Below are 18,136 nucleotides of genomic sequence, written 5' to 3'. Positions count from 1 at the left end.
GGGGGCTCAGTCCACCAGGTCGCGCACCACGGCGTCGGCCAGCAGTCGTCCCCGCAGGGTGAGGACCGCGCGGCCCTCGCCGTACGGTCCGGGCTCCAGCAGGCCGTCCTTCACCGCGCGTCCGGCGGCCGCGAGACCGGCGGGGGCGAGCAGGGAGAGCGGGCAGCCCTCGACAAGCCGCAGCTCCAGCAGGATGCGCTCGACCCGCCGGTCCTCGTCGCCGAGCACCTCACGGCCGGCCCCGGGCGAGCGGCCCTCGGCCAGGGCCTGCGCGTAGGCGCCGGGGTGCTTGACGTTCCACCAGCGCACCCCGCCGACGTGGCTGTGCGCCCCCGGGCCGGCGCCCCACCAGTCGGCGCCGCGCCAGTACAGCTCGTTGTGCAGGCAGCGGCCCTCGGGCGTACGGGACCAGTTCGACACCTCGTACCAGGAGAAGCCGGCCGCGGCCATGGCCTCGTCGGCGATCAGGTAGCGGTCGGCGTGGACGTCGTCGTCCGTCATCGGGACCTCGCCGCGGCGGATGCGCCGGGCGAGCTGGGTGCCCTCCTCGACGATCAGCGCGTACGCCGACACATGGTCGGGTCCGGCGCCGATCGCCGCGTCGAGGGAGGCCCGCCAGTCGTCGTCGGACTCGCCGGGCGTCCCGTAGATCAGGTCGAGGTTGACGTGCTCGAAGCCGGCCTCGCGGGCCTCGGCGACACATGCCTCGGGCCTGCCGGGGGTGTGGGTGCGGTCCAGGATCTTCAGGACGTGCTTCCGGGCGCTCTGCATCCCGAAGGAGACCCGGTTGAAGCCGCCCTCGCGCAGCGCCGCGAGATACGCCGGATCGACGGACTCCGGGTTGGCCTCCGTGGTGATCTCCGCGTCGTCCGCGAGCCCGAACTCGTCGCGGATCGCCGCGAGCATCCGGACGAGGTCGGCGGCGGGCAGCAGCGTCGGCGTACCGCCGCCGACGAAGACCGTGCGCACCGGGCGGGGGTCGTCGCCGAGCACCTTGCGGGCCTGGCGGACCTCCTCGACGAGGTGGGCCGCGTAGTTGTCCCGGGACGCCAGGGCGCCGCCGGAGCCGCGCAGCTCGGTCGCGGTGTAGGTGTTGAAGTCGCAGTAGCCGCAGCGGGTGGCGCAGTAGGGCACGTGCAGGTAGAAACCGAGCGGGCGGTCGGCGGCGCCTTCCAGGGCATGGCGGGGCAGCGCCCCGTCGTCGGGCATGGGCTCACCATCGGGCAGTACGGAAGGCATACCGTCCATTGTCACTCGCCGGCGGAGCCGCCCCGCACAACCGTGTGGTGTTCCCCGTCGACCTGGAGGACGAGCAGGGCCAGGTCGTCGTCGGGCGGGCGCTCGGCGAAGGTGTGGACGGCCTGCTTGATCCGGTCGGCTATCCCGGCGGCCGGAAGCCCCGCGCAGCCCGCCAGGACCCGTGCGAGGCCGTCGCCGTCGTCGAACATCAGCCGTCCCGAGCGCCGCTCCGTGACCCCGTCGGTGACGCAGAGGAGGCTGTCGCCGGGCCCCAGGTCGAAGCTCTGGCTCCCGTACGCCACGTCCTCGACGATGCCGAGCAGCACCTGCGGCTCGGCGGCCGGGCGTACGGAGCCGTCGGGGCGCAGCAGCAGCGGGAGCGGATGTCCGGCGCTCGCCACGGTGCAGCGGACCCCGCCGTCCGGAAGCGGCACGAGGTCGCCGTAGAGCAGGGAGAGGAAGCGGGACTGGGTGCCGTCCTGATTCTGCTCACCGTCCTGGATCTGCTGGCCGCCGGCCGCCGCGACCATGAGGGCGGCGGCCTCGGCCGCTTCCATGGCGTCGTCCAGGAGGAGCCGGTTGAGCCGGTCGAGGACCTCGCCGACGCGGAAGCCCTCCCGGGACAGCAGGCGCAGCCATGGCCGGGCGAGGCCGGTGACGACTGCGGCTTCGGGGCCGCTGCCCTGGACGTCACCGAGCACGAAGCACCAGCGGCCGCCGGGACACGGGAAGAGGTCGTAGAAGTCGCCGCCGACCACGCCGTCGTCCCCCGGCTCGTACACCAGGGCGCTGGTGACCCCGGGTATCTCGGCCACCTTGCTCGGCAGCAGGCCGCGCTGCAGGATGCGGCTGATGGTGGCCTGCCGGGTGTAGGCGCGGGCGGCGCCCACGGCGAGGCCGACCCGGCGCACGAAGTCCGCGAGGAGGGCGGCCGCCTCGTCGGGGATGTGGTCGGCTCCCTCACGGCCCACCAGGACGGCGCCGAGCGTGCGCCCGCCCGAGATGATGCGGTGGGCGAGCGCGGCGCCCGTGGCGTCCGTGCCGTCGGCGGTCCCCGCCGTGGCGCCCGACGGCCAAGGGATGGGCACGGGGCCGGTACCGACGCTTCCGGGCAGGCGGAGCGGTTCCTTCTCCAGGGCGGGGCGCAGCAGCTCGGCCCGTGCCTCGTCCCGGTGCCAGACCCCGGCGAGCCTGGGGGCGGCCGCCGGGCCGCCGCCCTCGCTCTCCAGCCATATCGCGCACCAGTCGGCGAGCCGGGGCACCAGGAGCCGGCCCGCCGTCGTGGCCACCAGGTCCTCGTCGAGCTGGCCCGCGAGGAGACCGGACGCCTCGGCGAGGAAGGAGAGCCCGCCTCGCCCGGCCCAGCCCGCGTCGTCGCGGAGCACGGGCCCGCCGTCGGGGGTCACGATCCGGCGGGGGCGCGGGCCGCGTCCCCGGGTGACGCCGTCGGGAGCGGGTGTGTCGGGCAGTCCGTAGCGGTCGTCGCCGGGGAGCCGGGCCCAGACGGTCTTGAGGCCGGTGCGGTAGGTGATGCCCCAGGATTCGGCAAGGGTGGCGACGAGCTGGAGCCCCCGGCCGTATTCGGCGGGGTCGGGCCGCTCGGGGCGCTCGTCGCGCACCGACCGGGCGGGGTGGTGGTCGGTGATCTCCAGTACCAGCGCGGCCGGCTCGGGCCCGGCCGAGTCCTCCAGTCTGAGGAGCAGCTCGACCGTCGTACCGGCGTGCACGACCGCGTTGGTGACCAGTTCGCTGGCCACGGTCAGGGCGTCGTCGGTGAGCCGTTCGCCGAACTCTCCGGTGGTGGGCAGGCCGAGCCCGGTCCAGTCGGCGAGCGCGGCCCGGACGAATCTGCGGGCCGCGGCCGAGGCCTGCGGGATTCCGGGCAGGCTCGTGCGTGCGACCGGCCATGGATCGTCGCCCTGGCCTGCGACGACGGTCCCGGGACGCTGAACGATGTCCCGCTGCAAGGGTATGGGCCCCACGGTGCGGCTCCTGACGGTCTCGCGAAACGCCGCTGACGTATCCCGACAGGGTGACAGACCGGGCGTGCCCATAAGCGCCGAGTGACGGAAGTGGCCGGAGTCGGACGGAAACGAGCCGGGGCCGGAGGGCGCTTCCGCACCCACCGGCCCCGGCTCCGGCCTGTTCTTGGCTGTTACGCCTCGCGTCCGGTCGTCACGCCTCGCGGGAGCCCGCGTACATGTCGTCGATGAGATCCTTGTACTCGCGCTCGACGACCGGCCGCTTCAGCTTGAGGCTGGGCGTCAGCTCGCCGTGCTCGATGTCGAGGTCGCGCGGCAGGAGCCGGAACTTCTTGATGGTCTGCCAGCGCTGGAGGCCCTCGTTGAGGCGCTTCACATAGCCCTCGATGAGCTCCACGGCCTGGGGGGAGGCCACCACGTCGGCGTACGGCTTGTCGCCCAGCCCGTTCTCCTTCGCCCAGCCGAGGATCGTCGGCTCGTCGAGCGCGATGAGGGCGGTACAGAAGTTACGGTCCGCGCCGTGCACCAGGATGTTGGAGACGAACGGGCACACGGCCTTGAACTGGCCCTCGACCTCGGCCGGGGCGATGTACTTGCCGCCGGACGTCTTGATCAGGTCCTTCTTGCGGTCGGTGATCCGCAGGTAACCGTCCTGGGAGAGCTCGCCGATGTCGCCGGTGTGGAACCAGCCGTCGGACTCCAGCACCTCGGCGGTCTTCTCGGGCAGCCGGTGGTAGCCCTCCATCAGACCGGGGCCGCGCAGCAGGATCTCGCCGTCGTCGGCGATCCGGACCTCGGTGCCGGGGAGCGGCTTGCCGACGGTCCCGGTGCGGTAGGCCTCGCCCGGGTTGACGAAGGAGGCGGCGCTGGACTCGGTGAGCCCGTACCCCTCCAGGATGTGGATGCCCGCTCCGGAGAAGAAGAGGCCGATGTCGGGGGCGAGGGCGGCCGAGCCGGAGACGCAGGCACGCAGCCGCCCGCCGAAGGCCTCGCGGATCTTCGCGAAGACGAGGGTGTCGGCGACCTTGTGCTTGGCGCCGAGCCCGAAGGGCACGGAGGCCTTGCCGGTGCGCCGGAAGTTGTCCTGCGAGACCGTGGCGTACTCACGGGCGACCCCCGCCGCCCACTGGAAGATCTTGTACTTGGCGCCGCCGCCGGCCCGGGCCTTGGCGGCGACCCCGTTGTAGACCTTCTCGAAGATGCGGGGAACGGCCGCCATGTAGGTCGGCTGGACCACCGGAAGGTTCTCGATGATCTTGTCGACGCGTCCGTCGACGGCGGTGACGTGGCCGACCTCGATCTGGCCGGACGTGAGCACCTTGCCGAAGACGTGCGCGAGCGGCAGCCAGAGGTACTGGACGTCGCCCGCGGTGATCAGCCCGGTCGCCACGGTCGCCTTGGCCATGTACGACCAGTTGTCGTGCGGCAGCCGTACGCCCTTGGGGCGGCCCGTGGTGCCCGAGGTATAGATCAGGGTCGCCAGCTGGTCGGGGGTGATCGCGGAGACCCGGTCGGTGATCGCGTCCGGGTTCTTCACCAGGTACTCGTTGCCCCGGGCCTCGAGCTCGGCCAGGGTGAGCACCCAGCCCTCGGGGTCGCCCTCCACGGGCTCGGCGCCGGCCGGGTCGATGACGACGACGTGCGCCAGCTGGGGCAGGCCGGCCCTGTTCTCACGGGCCTTCGCCAGCTGGGCGGCGTCCTCGGCGATCAGGACGCGGCTGTCGGAGTCGGCCAGGATGAAGGCGGACTCCTCGGTGTTCGTCGAGGGGTAGATCGTCGTGGTCGCCGCGCCCGCGCACATCACGCCGAGGTCGGCGAGGATCCACTCGACGCGGGTGGAGGAGGCGAGTGCGACCCGCTCCTCCGGCTGGACACCCAGAGCGATCAGACCGGCCGCGATGGCATGGACCCGCTCGGCGGCCTGCGCCCAGGTGAGCGAATTCCAGTCGTCCGGTCCCTGCCCCGAAGCGGCCGGAACCGGGTAGCGGTACGCCTCCCCGTCCGGGGTGGCCGCCACGCGGTCGATGAAGAGAGTCGCCACGGAGGGCGGTCGGCTATCGATCAAGGTCTGTGTGTCGCTCACGACGTCCTCCGGGCCTGCGGCATTGCTACGACCGGCTTATGGGCTGCTGCTTGTATGTCCTGCTTCTCGTTCCCGCTCGGCCTGCTTGTTTAACTGGCGAGTAACTAACGGGTGGTGATCAGACTAGAGCGCGTGGGACCGTCGCGTAAGAGGCAACAGGCAGCCGCTTGATAACGAACCGGGCCCCTGTGCGGCGGACGTCCGCTACACAGGGGCCCGTTGGGCTACTCCCGGGTACGCCCGACGACGTACTCCGACGGCGTACTCCGACGGCGTACTTCCGGGTGGCTCCGGGCGGGGCGCGGGTGGCGCTACTTCTTGCCCTTGCTCTCGCCGGCCGACTCGTCGGTCGACAGTACGGAGATGAACGCGTCCTGCGGCACCTCCACGTTGCCGACCATCTTCATCCGCTTCTTGCCTTCCTTCTGCTTCTCCAGCAGCTTCCGCTTACGGGAGATGTCACCGCCGTAGCACTTGGCGAGGACGTCCTTGCGGATGGCGCGGACCGTCTCACGGGCGATGACCCGGGAGCCGATGGCCGCCTGGATCGGCACCTCGAAGTTCTGCCGGGGGATGAGCTTCTGCAGCTTGGCGACGAGCCGGACGCCGTACGCGTACGCCTTGTCCTTGTGCGTGACCGCGGAGAAGGCATCGACCTTGTCGCCGTGGAGCAGGATGTCGACCTTGACGAGCTGGGCGGACTGCTCGCCGGTGGGCTCGTAGTCGAGTGAGGCGTAACCACGGGTCTTGGACTTCAGCTGGTCGAAGAAGTCGAAGACGATCTCGGCGAGCGGCAGGGTGTAGCGGATCTCCACCCGGTCCTCGGAGAGGTAGTCCATGCCGAGCAGGGTGCCGCGCCGGTTCTGGCAGAGCTCCATGATCGCGCCGATGAACTCGCTGGGCGCCAGGACCGTGGCCCGTACGACCGGCTCGTGCACCTTGTCGATCTTGCCCTCGGGGAACTCGCTCGGGTTGGTGACGGTGTGCTCGCTGCCGTCCTCCATCTCGACGCGGTAGACCACGTTGGGGGCGGTGGCGATGAGCTCGAGACCGAACTCGCGCTCCAGGCGCTCGCGGATCACGTCGAGGTGCAGCAGACCGAGGAATCCGACGCGGAAGCCGAAGCCGAGCGCGGCCGAGGTCTCCGGCTCGTAGACCAGGGCGGCGTCGTTGAGCTGGAGCTTGTCCAGCGCCTCGCGCAGGTCCGGGTAGTCGGAGCCGTCCAGGGGGTAGAGCCCCGAGAACACCATCGGCTTGGGATCCTTGTAGCCGCCCAGCGCCTCGGTCGCCCCCTTGTTCAGGGAGGTGATCGTGTCACCGACCTTGGACTGCCGGACGTCCTTCACACCGGTGATGATGTAGCCGACCTCGCCCACACCGATGCCGTCGGCCGGGGTCATCTCCGGGGAGGAGACACCGATCTCCAGCAGCTCGTGGGTGGCGCCCGTCGACATCATCCGGATGCGCTCGCGCTTGTTGAGCTGGCCGTCGACGACCCTGACGTAGGTGACGACGCCGCGGTAGGCGTCGTAGACCGAGTCGAAGATCATCGCGCGGGCCGGGGCGTCCGCCTGGCCGACGGGGGCCGGGACGTCGCGCACGACCCGGTCGAGCAGCGCGTCCACGCCGATACCGGTCTTCGCCGAGACCTTGAGCACGTCCTCGGGCTGGCAGCCGATGAGGTTGGCCAGCTCCTCGGAGAACTTCTCGGGCTGCGCGGCGGGCAGGTCGATCTTGTTGAGCACCGGGACGATGGTGAGGTCGTTCTCCATCGCCAGGTAGAGGTTGGCCAGCGTCTGCGCCTCGATGCCCTGGGCCGCGTCGACCAGGAGGACGGTGCCCTCGCACGCGGCCAGCGAGCGGGAGACCTCGTAGGTGAAGTCCACGTGGCCCGGGGTGTCGATCATGTTGAGGATGTGGGTCGACCCCTTGTCCTCGCCCTCGGTGGGCGCCCACGGCAGACGGACCGCCTGGGACTTGATGGTGATGCCGCGCTCGCGCTCGATGTCCATCCGGTCGAGATACTGGGCGCGCATCTGCCGCTGGTCGACCACGCCCGTCAGCTGGAGCATCCGGTCGGCAAGGGTCGACTTGCCGTGGTCGATGTGCGCGATGATGCAGAAGTTGCGGATCAGCGCCGGGTCGGTACGGCTCGGCTCGGGCACGTTGGTAGGAGTCGCGGGCACGCAGGGTCCTGATTCTTGAGACGCCGGACGCCGTGTCTCGGGTCGATGTCGGGTCGGACGGATCGATACGTAGCCTCCATGGTCCCACGCCTGCGGGGCCGGGACCGGTTTGGGCCGGTCCGAGGGTGACTGCTACCGTGGGGAGCTGTGCCTCGTGGCCCTCAGAAGCGGCGTGGCGCACATAGGAGATCCAACGAACCTGAAAAGGCTCTTTCGTGGCGAACATCAAGTCCCAGATCAAGCGGAACAAGACGAACGAGAAGGCGCGCCTGCGCAACAAGGCCGTCAAGTCCTCGCTCAAGACCTCGATCCGCAAGGCCCGTGAGGCTGCCGCTGCCGGTGACGTCGAGAAGGCCACTGTGGCCGTCCGCGACGCCTCCCGCCAGCTCGACAAGGCTGTCTCGAAGGGTGTCATCCACAAGAACGCCGCCGCCAACAAGAAGTCGGCGCTGGCGCTCAAGGTTGCCGCCCTCCAGGGCTGAGCTAATGATGTGATCGCCGGAACGGACTCAGCGGGCCCTCTCTCCCGCTCCTGACCGGCACTCCGCGCCGCACACCGAACCTGCGTTCGCCACGCGGGTGCGGCGCACCAAGCGTGAACCGAAGGCCCCGGCCGCGTCCTCCCCAGGACGGCGGCCGGGGCCTTCGTGCGTGTGGGTCAGCGTGTGCCTCAGCGGGCCGCGCGGGGCCTGGCCCGGTTTCAGCGGCCGCCGGAGCGGGCCGCGCGGGCGACGGCGACCACGGCCTTCTCCAGGGCGTACTCGGGGTCGTCCCCGCCGCCCTTCACCCCGGCGTCGGCCGCCGCGACGGCGATCAGCGCCGCCGCCACCCCGTCCGGTGTCCATCCGCGCATCTGCTGGCGGACCCGGTCGATCTTCCAGGGCGGCATGCCGAGCTCGCGGGCCAGGTCCGCGGGCCGGCCGCCCCGGGCCGAGGAGAGCTTGCCGATCGCACGGACTCCCTGCGCGAGGGCGCTGGTGATCAGGACGGGGGCGACACCGGTGGACAGCGACCACCGCAGCGCCTCCAGCGCCTCCGCCGCCCGGCCCTCGACCGCGCGGTCGGCGACGGTGAAGGAGGACGCCTCGGCCCTGCCCGTGTAGTAGCGGCCGACGACCGCTTCGTCGATGGTGCCCTCGACGTCCGCGACCAGCTGCGAGGCGGCGCTCGCCAGCTCCCGCAGGTCGCTGCCGATGGAGTCCACCAGCGCCTGGCACGCCTCCGGGGTCGCCGAGCGACCGAGCGCCCTGAACTCCGACCGTACGAAGGAGAGCCGCTCGGCCGGCTTGGTGGTCTTGGGGCACGCCACCTCGCGCGCCCCCGCCTTCCGCACCGCGTCCAGCAGGCCCTTGCCCTTGGCCCCGCCCGCGTGCAGGAGCACCAGGGTGATCTCCTCGGCGGGGGCACCCAGGTACGCCTTGACGTCCTTGACCGTGTCGGCGGACAGATCGTGCGCGTTCCGCACGACGACCACCTTGCGCTCGGCGAAGAGCGAGGGGCTGGTGAGCTCCGCGAGCGTGCCGGGCTGCAGCTGGTCCGGGGTGAGGTCGCGGACGTCCGTGTCGGCGTCGGAGGCGCGGGCCGCGGCCACCACGTGCTGCACGGCACGGTCCAGGAGCAGGTCTTCCTGGCCCACGGCGAGCGTGACGGGGGCGAGCGGGTCGTCGGTGGAACTACGTCTGGTGGCCATCGCGGTCAAGCATCCCACGCACCTGTGACAAGGCCGCGGGGCAGCCGCCCCGGCGCACCGCTCCCCCGGGCGTACCGGAGAATGTCGGGGTGAGCGATGTGAGACATGTGCTGGTGCTGCCCGACCGCGACGCGGCCGAGGAGGTCGCCGGGGGGCTGTCCGACCGGTTCGGCGTCACCGAGGAGCCTCAGCTCGTGCGGGACGCCCTGGCCGGTGAGGACGATGCCGAGGACGCCCAGTGGCTGGTGGTGGTGGAGGACCCTGCCGCGCGGCTGGACTCCGCGGCCCTCGACGCGTTCGCCGCTGAGTACGAGGGCTGGCTGGAGGCGCCGTAGCGGCGCGGTCGGGCTCCGGTACGCCGAGTGGCGTCATCCCCGTGGTGTCAGCCCCTGGGGTGTCAGCCCTTGGGGACGATCTGGACGTCCATCTCGATCTTGATGCTCGGGCCGACCACGGCGATGCCGCGGGCCAGCATCGTCTGCCATGTGAGTGTGAAGTCCTCGCGGTGCAGTTCGGTGGACGCCCGGCAGGCGGCCCGGGTCTCGCCCTCCAGGCCGTTGCCCAGACCGAGGTACTGGGCGTCCAGCGTGACGGTGCGACTCACTCCGTGCAGGGTGAGCGCACCGGTGACGCCCCAGCGGGTACCGCCGCGGTGGACGAAGCGCTCGCTGTAGAACTCGAGGGTCGGGTAGCGCTCGACGTCGAGGAAGTCGCCGGACCGCAGGTGGTCGTCGCGCATCCGGACGTTGGTGTCGATCGACGACGCGTCGATGATGACGTGCATGGCGGAGTCCTCCATGCGGTCGGCGATCCGCACGGCACCGGCGAAGGTGTTGAACCTGCCATGGATGCGGGCCATGCCGATGTGACGCGCCGTGAAGCCGATCTGGGAGTGCGACGGCTCGATCTCCCAGTCACCCGGGTCGGGGAGCTGCGGCGGCTGGGCCACCTGGAGGGAGACGTCTCCGAGGCTCGCGTGGCCGCCGTGGGCCACGGTCGCCGAACCGTGGAAGGGAGTGAAGCCCTCGGCCGTGACGCCCAGTCGGTAGTCGCCCGCCGGGACAGTGGCGACGACGTTCCCGAAGGGGTCCGTCTCTCCGCCGACGACCTTGCGCCCCGCGCTGTCGGTGACGACGAAATCGGCCTGCCGTACGGGCTCGGAGACGGGGTCCAGCACCCGGCAGCTCAGCATTCCGGCGTTCTGCGGCACCGGGAGCCCGGCGAGGGCGTTGCTCTGCGCGGTGCCGGACTTCGCTCTGCTGCCTAGCCAACGGCCGAACATGTGCACGTACTCCCCAGGGGCGGTTCTCACCTCGGACCCCTGACAGCCGGACGTCGTTGTCGGAGCAGCGGTCCGCCGACGAATACGTATTCGATCACCGTTGCGACGTTCGAGGCAAACTCTGCAGCTCAGAGGGGGTTGTGCCGACCTGTACACAGCTGTGCGCCGCTGTACACAGCTGCTACCTAAGGTCCGTATTGACCGGTGCTCCGCCCAGGCCATCAACATCGGCATCGGTATCAGGTGTTGAGCATCAGAGGGGGCCGCACCGTGGGCGGGTGGGTGAGCGCCAGACCGAAGTGGTCGCGGTAGGCGGCGAGCACCTCGGCGTCGTCGTGCAGCTCCTTCTCGTGCCGCTCGCCGCGCACGGTCGTGATCAGGGTGCGGCCGCGGAGCGTCACCCGGCCGTCCCCGGTGCGCCGGGAGCAGATGAGTGACCGTGAGAAGTGGGAGTCCGGCGAGGTGCGGTGATACCAGGCGCCGGCCCGGAAGTCGGCCAGCACGCGCGGCCGCAGATCCAGGCGGAACTGCCGCGAACCGTCGCGCAGCAGATCGAGGTCTCCCTGCGGCGCCTCCCGGAGACGGAACCTGCCGCAGGGATCGACCTGTTCGGGGCGGGCCTCCAGCTGGAGAGGGTGCAGGGCATGGTCGCCGAACCCGACATCGGCGAGCCAGGGGCCCGTACCGTCGTCGGTCTCCACGCGCAGGGCGACATGGTCGTACGGGATGCCGAGGCGCCCACCGTCGCCGAACACCCGTGCCTGGAGCAGGGTGACGCGGAAGCCCAGCTCGCGCAGCAGCGCGGCGAAGGCTCCGTTGAGCTCGTAACAGAAGCCGCCGCGGCGGTCCGTGACGATCTTGTGGACGAGCTTGGTCTCCTCCAGGACGATGTCCTCGGCGAGATGGATCGAGAGGTTCTCGAAGGGCACGGCCATCAGATGGCGGACCTGCAGCTCGCGCAGTGCCGCGGCGTCGGAGCGCGAGGGACGTGCGGCACCGATGCGTTCCAGATAGGCGGTCACCCAGGCAGGGGCGGGTGCGGGGGCCTGCTGCAGCGGTTCCTCGTTCATGCCGAGAGTCTGTCGCGGGGCGTGGGGCGGCGCCATGGGGCCCCGGACCTAGGACCGCCGCCCGATGCGGCGGCCGTTGCCGGTGGATAGCGTCCCGGCCATGAGTGAGCGAGAGCCGGCACGCAGCCCGGAACAGCGCAAGCAGGACGCACTCGATCGCCTGGAGAAGGAGGAAGACGTCTGGGTGGCGACGGCCTCCGCCGACGGGGTCCCGTGTCTGGTGCCGCTGTCGTTCGTGTGGGACCGCGGCACCTTGCTGATGGCCACCCGTCGCACCAACCCGACGGCGGTGAACGTGAACCCGTCCGGGCAGGCCAGGCTGACTCTCGGCCACACCCGCGATGTGGTGCTGATCGAGGGAACGGCGGAGATCGTGGAAGGGGCGGACCTTCCCGCCGAGTCGGGGGACGCCTTCGCCGAGAAGCTCGTCTGGGACCCGCGCGCACGCCCCGCATGGGTGTATCTGCGCATCACTCCGCACACCGTCAAGGCATGGCGCGAGGTGAACGAACTGGCCGGGCGCGATCTGATGCGCGACTCCACCTGGCTGATCTGACGGCGCCTCCTGGGCCCCCCGCGAAGACGGCTGCGACTGCGGCTGCGACTGCAGTTGTGGCCGTGGCTGTGGCTGTGGGGACGGCTGCGCCGGCGGGGCGGCACACCGGGCGCACGGCGCGTTCATGACCGGCCTGTCGCGCGCAGCCCCGCGCCTGTACCCGTCACCGCGATCGCACCATGGATGTCGGTGCGCAGAACCTTCGCCCCCGTCGCTTCGAGCGCCTCGAGCGTACGGGCTGCCGGATGGCCGTACGGATTGTCCGTGCCGCAGCTGATCAGTGCGAATCTCGGGTGTGCGCTGCGCAGGAGCCCAGGGTCCTGGTGGCCGGAGCCGTGGTGCGCGACCTTCAGCACGTCCACCCGGGGCAGTGCCGGATGGCTGCGCAGCACCCCCTGTTGTGCCGGGGGTTCGAGGTCGCCGAGGAGCAGCAGGGTGAGACCGCCGGACCGGACGAGGAGCGTGACGCTGGAGTCGTTGGGCTCCTCGGTCATATAGGCCGGTGTTGTTGCCCCCGGCGGGCCCGCGGCGGGCCAGAGCACCTGCCATTCGAGGGGCCCCGTCCGGCGTCGCTCCCCCGGAACGGCCCGGACCATGGGGACATGCGCCGACGCGGCGGTTCTCTTCACGAAGGCCGCCTGGTCCGGCGGTTGGTCGAGACTCGTCGTCTGGATCGTGCCGACCTCGCGGCCGCTCAGCACACCGGGCAGACCACGCACGTGGTCGGCGTGGAAGTGGGTCAGCAGCAGAAGAGGCACACGGGTGATGCCGAGATCGCGCAGGCACCGGTCCACCAGGCGGGGTTCAGGGCCGGTGTCCACGACCACTCCCGTGCCTTCCCCGGCGGCGAGCACCATGGCATCCCCTTGTCCCACGTCGCAGAGCGCGAACGCCCAGCCCGGCGGCGGCCATCCCGTCATGAGCCGGGTGAGCGGCACCGGTCTCAGCACCGCGAGCACCAACAGGAGCGCGGCGGCGGAGCAGACCCAGGGGTGGCGGGCCAGGCGCCGGGCCGACAGCACCAGCAGGGCCGTGAGGACGGCCAGCAGGGCCGCACCGCGCCAGCCGCCCGGCCAGTCGGCCTCCGCCCCGGGAAGCGCGGCCCCGGTGCGGGCCACGGAGGCGATCCACCCCACCGGCCAGCCGGCGGTCTCGGCCAGTACGTGCGCCGCCGGCATGGAGGCGGGTGCCACGGCGAGCGCGGCGAAACCCAGGACCGTGGCGGGTGCCACCGCGAACTCGGCCAGCAGGTTGCAGGGGATCGCCACCAGGCTGACCCGCGACGCCAGGACCACGACCACGGGCGCGCAGACCGCCTGGGCGGCGCCCGCGGCGGCCAGTACCTCGGCAAGCCGTGCCGGGACCCGGCGCTGCTGGAGCGCATCGCTCCATCTCGGCGCGAGGGTGAGAAGCGCCCCGGTGGCGAGCACGGACAGCAGGAACCCATAACTGCGGGCCAGCCACGGGTCGTACAGCACGAGCAGCAGAACGGCGGCGGCCAGTGCGGGAATCAGTGATCTGCGCCGGCCCGTCCCGATGGCGAGCAGGGTGATCAGGCCGCAGGCGGCAGCGCGCAGGACGCTCGGCTCGGGACGGCAGACGATCACGAAGGCGAGCGCCACCGAGCCGCCTGTCAGCGCGGTCATGCGGAGGGAGATGCCCAGCCGGGGCGCCAGACCACGGCGTTCGCTGCGCGACGCCGTTCCGGGCGGGCCGATGAGGAGGAACAGCAGGATCGACAGGTTGGCACCTGAGACGGCGAGCAGGTGGGTGAGGTCGGTGGCTTTGAAGGCGTCGTGCAGGTCGGGCGGTACCCGCGAGGTGTCGCCGACGACCAGCCCCGGCAGGAGGGCCCGCGCATCGGCGTCGAGCCCGTCGGTGGCCTCCCGCAGCCCGGACCGCAGCCGCCCCGCGGCACGTTGGAGGAGGGAGGGCTCCGTCGTGACCCGCGGTGGGTCGTCCGCGTCGGTGCCGAGCACCGCTGCGATGCGCTCCCCCTCGTGACGCGGTGGCGTGAGCCGGCCACTGATGCGGAGCCCTGTCGAGGGCAGCAGCCCCTGCCATCGCGCCGCCGCTTCTCCTGGGGCGACCATGACGAGAATCGGGGTGCGGAGCTCGGTGACCGTGCCGTCGGGGGCGGTCAGCCGGTCGACCTCGGCGTCCAGAAGCAGGGAGACGGGTGTGCTGTGGTCGCCCTGTACCCGCGGCCGGGTCCGCCGGGGATCGGAGGTGACTGTCACCTCCGCCACGACCCGTGCGTACGACTCCGCGAGGCCGGGTACCGGGCCGCTGCGGGAATCCGCGCTGTGGAGCCCGGACGCCGCGGCACCGGCGGCCGCGCAGAGCAGCACGGCGGCCACGGCAATGGTACGTGTCCCCGTACGCCGGGGCGGCCTGGCCGGCTCCGGGGCCCCGGCCTGCGGATCCACCGGGCCTGCCTGCCCCTGCGGACCCGCCTGCGCCGCCGGACCTGCCCGACCCGAACGTCCCGCCGCCCCTCGGCGCCCCGCTCGCGCAACGATTCCGGGTACGGCGATGAGGCAGCCCAGACCCGCGCCCGCGCAGAGAACCGCCCCGGCTGCCACCCACCGGCCCGGCGCCCCCAGGGCCAGGGCGGAGGCCGCCCACGCCGCCAGCGCGGGAGGGACCAGCCGCAGATCGGCCGGAGCCTCCTGCTGCGGGTCGGCAACGCCCGGTCGGCGGCCCGGGTCCGTAGGGGTGTCGGGGACGTTCACGGCGTGACCAGCGGCCGGAGGTCGGCGAACCTGCGGTCCCCGATCCCGTTGACCTCACGGAGCTCGTCGACGGAGCGGTAACCCCCGTGCTCGGTGCGGTAGTCGATGATGTGCTGGGCGAGCACCGGCCCGACACCGGGCAGGGTTTCGAGCTGCTCGGCGGTGGCCGTCCCGAGACTCACCGGCGCCCCCGGCCCCGGCTGTCCCGCCACGGCGCCACCCGCCCCTGTTCCACCCGCAGGTGGCGGCGCGCCGGGCAGGCCCACCGCCACCTGCTCACCGTCCGTCAGGACACGCGCCCGGTTGAGCGCGGTGGTGTCGGCGCCCTCACGGACACCTCCCGCAGCCCGCAGGGCGTCCTCGACGCGGGAGCCTGCCGGCAGGTGCTGGATCCCCGGCCGGCGCACCTTGCCGCTCACATCGACGACGATCTTCCCGCCGGGGGCGGCGCCGGTCGGCGCTCCCCCTTCCGGTCCCGGTGTGAGGCCCGGCAGCCGGGCGTCCGGGGACGCCGGCCCGCCCGCCTGGACCGCGGCTGCCTCCGTGACCCGGTCGGGAGCGCGTACGGGCTCGGGGCGCGCCGACCAGAAGTGTGTCGCCGCGAACACTGCGGCCCCGACGAGGACAACGGCGAGGGCGGCGAGGGCGCGTGGTTCCAGGCCGCATCGGAGCTGCACCCACAGAGGTAACCGGTCCCGCAGAGCGGGTCCGGCCTCTCGCCACCACGGTGTCCGCGCGGCGGCGCCGTCAAGCGTTCCGTGGCGCGGCGGTGCGGGGTCCACAGGCGGCGCTGCCGCGGCACTCGCATCGGGCGCCGGGCCCGGCGGCGCGGCAACCGCCCAGGAAGGTGCCGCGCGGGTGCTCCCCGGCGGCCCGCCGGGCAGCGCCGTAGCCGAGCCCACCGCCGTGGCTGCGGCACGCGCCGGGCCGGTCGCACGAGTCGTCGCCGTCCGGTCGGCGGCCAGGAGCGCGTCCGCGCGGAGCCGCGAGGCCGCCGCGATCTCGGTGTCCGTCCCTCGCGCGGTCCGCCGTCGACGCCCACGACGCGCGCCGGACGCGGTGCCGGGCGAGGTGCCGGCCGCGCCACCGGGTCGGACACCGGGGCTGCTCCGGTCCCGACCGGCCGGGCGGGACCTGTGGGACACGCGACGTGCGGCGCGGTGCGTGCCCCGATGCGTCGGTGCGGGCGTGGGCGGGTCCATGGCTGCGTGCGCGGGCAGATCGGTGGGACTGGCTGGGGACGCGGGCGGACCCGCCGGCCCGGGAGCGTGTGCGGGCGGACCCTCCGGTCCGGCCGCGTGTGCGGGCAGACCCGCAGGCGGGTGCGCGGGCGGGTTCGTGGAGCCGTCGACGGGGCCCAGCGGGTCAGAGGCACGGCCGGCTACGAGGAGCGATCGGAAGGTCATGCCTCAGGACGCTAGACACTTCCGAGGAAATCCGCCGAGCTGCCCCAATTACGGTGGATAACTCGCCAGTTGTGGATAACCGCATCACCCGCAGGAGTGAGCCTCAGCGCGGCGCGACCACCGCGGCCAGCAGCCCCGGCCCGGTGTGCGCCCCGATCACCGCGCCCACCTCGCTCACGTGCAGGTCCACAAGCCCCGGCACTCTCCCCCGCAGCCGCTCCGCCAGCCGCTCGGCCCCGTCCGGAGCGGCCAGGTGGTGGACGGCAATGTCCACGGCGCCCGTACCGGCCCGCTCGGCGACGATCTCCTCCAGCCGCGCGATCGCCTTGGACGCCGTCCGTACCTTCTCCAGCATCTCGATGCGCCCGCCGTCGAGTTGAAGAAGCGGTTTGACGGCCAGGGCCGACCCCAGCAGCGCCTGGGCGGCGCCGATGCGCCCACCCCTGCGCAGGTAGTCCAGCGTGTCGACGTAAAAGAACGCCGAGGTGCCCGCCGCCCGCTTCTCGGCCGCTGCGACCACCTCGTCCAGGCCGCCCCCCGCGTCGGCGGCCTCGGCCGCGGCGAGCGCACTGAATCCCAGGGCCATGGCGACCATGCCGGTGTCGACCACGCGCACCGGCACGGGAGCGTCCTTCGCCGCGATCACCGCGGCGTCGTACGTCCCGGAGAACTCGGCCGACAGATGGAGGGAGACGATGCCGGTGGCCCCCGTCTCGGCGACGGCGCGGTACGCGGCGGCGAAGACTTCCGGGCCGGGGCGGGACGTGGTCACGGAGCGGCGCTTCTGCAGGGCCAGCGCCAGCGACCGGGCCGAGATCTCCGTGCCCTCCTCCAGTGCCTGATCACCCAGGACGACGGTCAGCGGCACCGCGGTGATGCCGTGCCGTTCCATCGTCTGGCGCGGCAGGTAGGCCGTTGAATCGGTGACGATCGCGACATGGCGGGACATGAGCCGGAGGTTACCTTCCGGGGCGGGGGCACGGCAGCCCGGGACCGGTCTGCTGATCATTTCCGGCCCGTCCGGCATCCATCCCTGACTCACCTCGGACCTTTCGGAGCCGTTCAGGACTCGCCCGAACACATCTCCCGGTCACGACGCCCGGGGGCCGCGCCGCCGCGACCGTGCCTGTCAGTTGGTGGTCTCCGGCCTGGCGGACTTCTGCCACGGGTAGCCCGTGCGAAGCCGCGGGTCCGGAGGGGTGAGCGATGGCGGCGTCGCCTCGTCGGCGGACCCGCTCCAGCTGTGCCCCGCCGCCCCGCCCGGGTCCGCCGGCTCCTCGGTCGTCCAGTGCCGCAGCGCCCCGGCCTCCAGGTCGATCTGCGCGTTGAGCGCGGCCAGATCGTCGTCGGCGAACTGCCTGGCCCGGTCACGGGCCGCCCAGCGCAGCGATTCGGCCGAGTGCGTGATGCGCTCCGTGCGCTCCCTCAGCCCCGGCAGAAGTGTGGCCACCGTCGCCCGGTCAGGCTCGCGTTCCAGGCGCTTGAGGTCGTTGTCGAGCTCGCGCCCGTGGGCGCTCAGCCGCTGGAAGAGCCCCAGCGACTCCGAGAGGGAGGCGTCCTCCGCCGCTGCGGCGTTCAGCGCGTCCTGGGTGGCCCGCATCGACGTACGCAGCGTGAGCCGCAGCTGCGCAAGCTCCCCCGGCACTCCCGGCTGGCCGTAGCTCTTGGCCCGCAGGGCGGTGTCCTCGACGGAGCGGCGCGCTTGCGTGATCGTCCGGTCCACACCGCGCTTGGCCGCGCGCACCGTCTTCACGCCGGCGTACACCCCGAGCGCCATGAAGGCCACGAACAGCAGCGTCAGGATCAGGATCACGGCTTCCATGAACGCCCCTCGGGTTGTCGGACCGGCGCCGGAGTGCGGCCGCCCCTTCTACCGTAAACGGAACGGGCAGGCCGAGGGTTCCACC

The 18,136-nt window shown here is 72.3% G+C and carries 14 protein-coding genes; 3 read left to right on the top strand and 11 right to left on the bottom strand.

The features are described 5' to 3' along the window. Positions 1–6 precede the first annotated feature (6 nt). The 4 genes from hemW to lepA form a co-directional block, all read right to left on the bottom strand. Entirely contained in the window at positions 7–1,239 is a 1,233-nt protein-coding gene (gene hemW / locus ACIRD8_RS00280) for a radical SAM family heme chaperone HemW (protein ID WP_403984403.1), read from the bottom strand. An 11-nt stretch (positions 1,240–1,250) separates the two neighbouring features. Continuing rightward, on the bottom strand, positions 1,251–3,221 hold the full coding sequence (locus ACIRD8_RS00275; RefSeq protein WP_403984401.1) for a SpoIIE family protein phosphatase: 1,971 nt from the start codon (positions 3,219–3,221) through the stop codon (positions 1,251–1,253). A 193-nt stretch (positions 3,222–3,414) separates the two neighbouring features. Next, positions 3,415–5,304, bottom strand: a complete 1,890-nt coding sequence (locus tag ACIRD8_RS00270; RefSeq protein WP_403984399.1) for an AMP-dependent synthetase/ligase — start codon at positions 5,302–5,304, stop codon at positions 3,415–3,417. Positions 5,305–5,615: 311 nt separating this feature from the next. Beyond that, a complete protein-coding gene (gene lepA, locus ACIRD8_RS00265) occupies positions 5,616–7,490 on the bottom strand; it encodes a translation elongation factor 4 (protein WP_403984397.1) in 1,875 nt (624 codons plus the stop codon). A 215-nt stretch (positions 7,491–7,705) separates the two neighbouring features. Here lepA and rpsT point away from each other — a divergent pair, with 215 nt between their 5' ends. Beyond that, positions 7,706–7,972 carry a 30S ribosomal protein S20 gene (rpsT, locus tag ACIRD8_RS00260; RefSeq protein WP_014156344.1) on the top strand — a complete coding sequence of 89 codons (267 nt, stop codon included), beginning with the start codon at positions 7,706–7,708 and terminating at the stop codon, positions 7,970–7,972. 218 nt (positions 7,973–8,190) lie between these two features. On the opposite strand, the gene holA is transcribed toward rpsT, so the two are convergent. Beyond that, entirely contained in the window at positions 8,191–9,180 is a 990-nt protein-coding gene (gene holA, locus ACIRD8_RS00255; protein WP_403984395.1) for a DNA polymerase III subunit delta, read from the bottom strand. 89 nt (positions 9,181–9,269) lie between these two features. Here holA and ACIRD8_RS00250 point away from each other — a divergent pair, with 89 nt between their 5' ends. Continuing rightward, positions 9,270–9,515, top strand: a complete 246-nt coding sequence (locus ACIRD8_RS00250; RefSeq protein ID WP_403984393.1) for a hypothetical protein — start codon at positions 9,270–9,272, stop codon at positions 9,513–9,515. Positions 9,516–9,577: 62 nt separating this feature from the next. On the opposite strand, the gene ACIRD8_RS00245 is transcribed toward ACIRD8_RS00250, so the two are convergent. Together ACIRD8_RS00245 and ACIRD8_RS00240 are read right to left on the bottom strand one after the other, a co-directional pair. Then, the gene (locus ACIRD8_RS00245; RefSeq protein WP_403985594.1) at positions 9,578–10,462 is read right to left on the bottom strand and encodes a YceI family protein; all 885 of its coding nucleotides are present in this window, start codon (positions 10,460–10,462) and stop codon (positions 9,578–9,580) included. A 239-nt stretch (positions 10,463–10,701) separates the two neighbouring features. Continuing rightward, positions 10,702–11,532: an arylamine N-acetyltransferase gene (locus ACIRD8_RS00240; protein ID WP_403984391.1), complete on the bottom strand. Its 831-nt coding sequence runs from the start codon at positions 11,530–11,532 to the stop codon at positions 10,702–10,704. Positions 11,533–11,632: 100 nt separating this feature from the next. On the opposite strand from ACIRD8_RS00240, the gene ACIRD8_RS00235 reads away from it, so the two are divergent. Further along, the gene (locus tag ACIRD8_RS00235; RefSeq protein ID WP_403984389.1) at positions 11,633–12,088 is read left to right on the top strand and encodes a pyridoxamine 5'-phosphate oxidase family protein; all 456 of its coding nucleotides are present in this window, start codon (positions 11,633–11,635) and stop codon (positions 12,086–12,088) included. 122 nt (positions 12,089–12,210) lie between these two features. Here ACIRD8_RS00235 and ACIRD8_RS00230 read toward each other — a convergent pair whose 3' ends face one another. The 4 genes from ACIRD8_RS00230 to ACIRD8_RS00215 form a co-directional block, all read right to left on the bottom strand. Next, positions 12,211–14,823 (bottom strand): ComEC/Rec2 family competence protein, encoded by a 2,613-nt coding sequence (locus ACIRD8_RS00230; RefSeq protein ID WP_403984387.1) that lies wholly within the window; start codon positions 14,821–14,823, stop codon positions 12,211–12,213. Then, a complete protein-coding gene (locus ACIRD8_RS00225) occupies positions 14,820–15,506 on the bottom strand; it encodes a helix-hairpin-helix domain-containing protein (RefSeq protein WP_403985592.1) in 687 nt (228 codons plus the stop codon). The genes ACIRD8_RS00230 and ACIRD8_RS00225 overlap by 4 nt, the downstream gene beginning before the upstream one ends. A gap of 826 nt (positions 15,507–16,332) precedes the next feature. Then, positions 16,333–17,178, bottom strand: a complete 846-nt coding sequence (locus tag ACIRD8_RS00220) for a DegV family protein (RefSeq protein WP_403984385.1) — start codon at positions 17,176–17,178, stop codon at positions 16,333–16,335. Positions 17,179–17,358: 180 nt separating this feature from the next. Further along, entirely contained in the window at positions 17,359–18,051 is a 693-nt protein-coding gene (locus tag ACIRD8_RS00215; protein WP_403984384.1) for a hypothetical protein, read from the bottom strand. Positions 18,052–18,136 lie beyond the last annotated feature (85 nt).

The organism is Streptomyces sp. NPDC102451 (genome assembly GCF_044765485.1).
Lineage (GTDB): Bacteria > Actinomycetota > Actinomycetes > Streptomycetales > Streptomycetaceae > Streptomyces.
Note: the sequence above shows the minus strand (reverse complement) of the source record. Positions and strands in the feature narration are given on the sequence as shown.

Coding starts and splice junctions, on each gene's coding strand:
- ACIRD8_RS00220 (WP_403984385.1), bottom strand. CDS start 17,178: ATGTCCCGCCATGTCGCGATCGTCACCGATTCAACGGCCTACCTGCCG.
- ACIRD8_RS00245 (WP_403985594.1), bottom strand. CDS start 10,462: ATGTTCGGCCGTTGGCTAGGCAGCAGAGCGAAGTCCGGCACCGCGCAG.
- hemW (WP_403984403.1), bottom strand. CDS start 1,239: ATGCCTTCCGTACTGCCCGATGGTGAGCCCATGCCCGACGACGGGGCG.
- ACIRD8_RS00215 (WP_403984384.1), bottom strand. CDS start 18,051: ATGGAAGCCGTGATCCTGATCCTGACGCTGCTGTTCGTGGCCTTCATG.
- ACIRD8_RS00235 (WP_403984389.1), top strand. CDS start 11,633: ATGAGTGAGCGAGAGCCGGCACGCAGCCCGGAACAGCGCAAGCAGGAC.
- holA (WP_403984395.1), bottom strand. CDS start 9,180: ATGGCCACCAGACGTAGTTCCACCGACGACCCGCTCGCCCCCGTCACG.
- ACIRD8_RS00240 (WP_403984391.1), bottom strand. CDS start 11,532: ATGAACGAGGAACCGCTGCAGCAGGCCCCCGCACCCGCCCCTGCCTGG.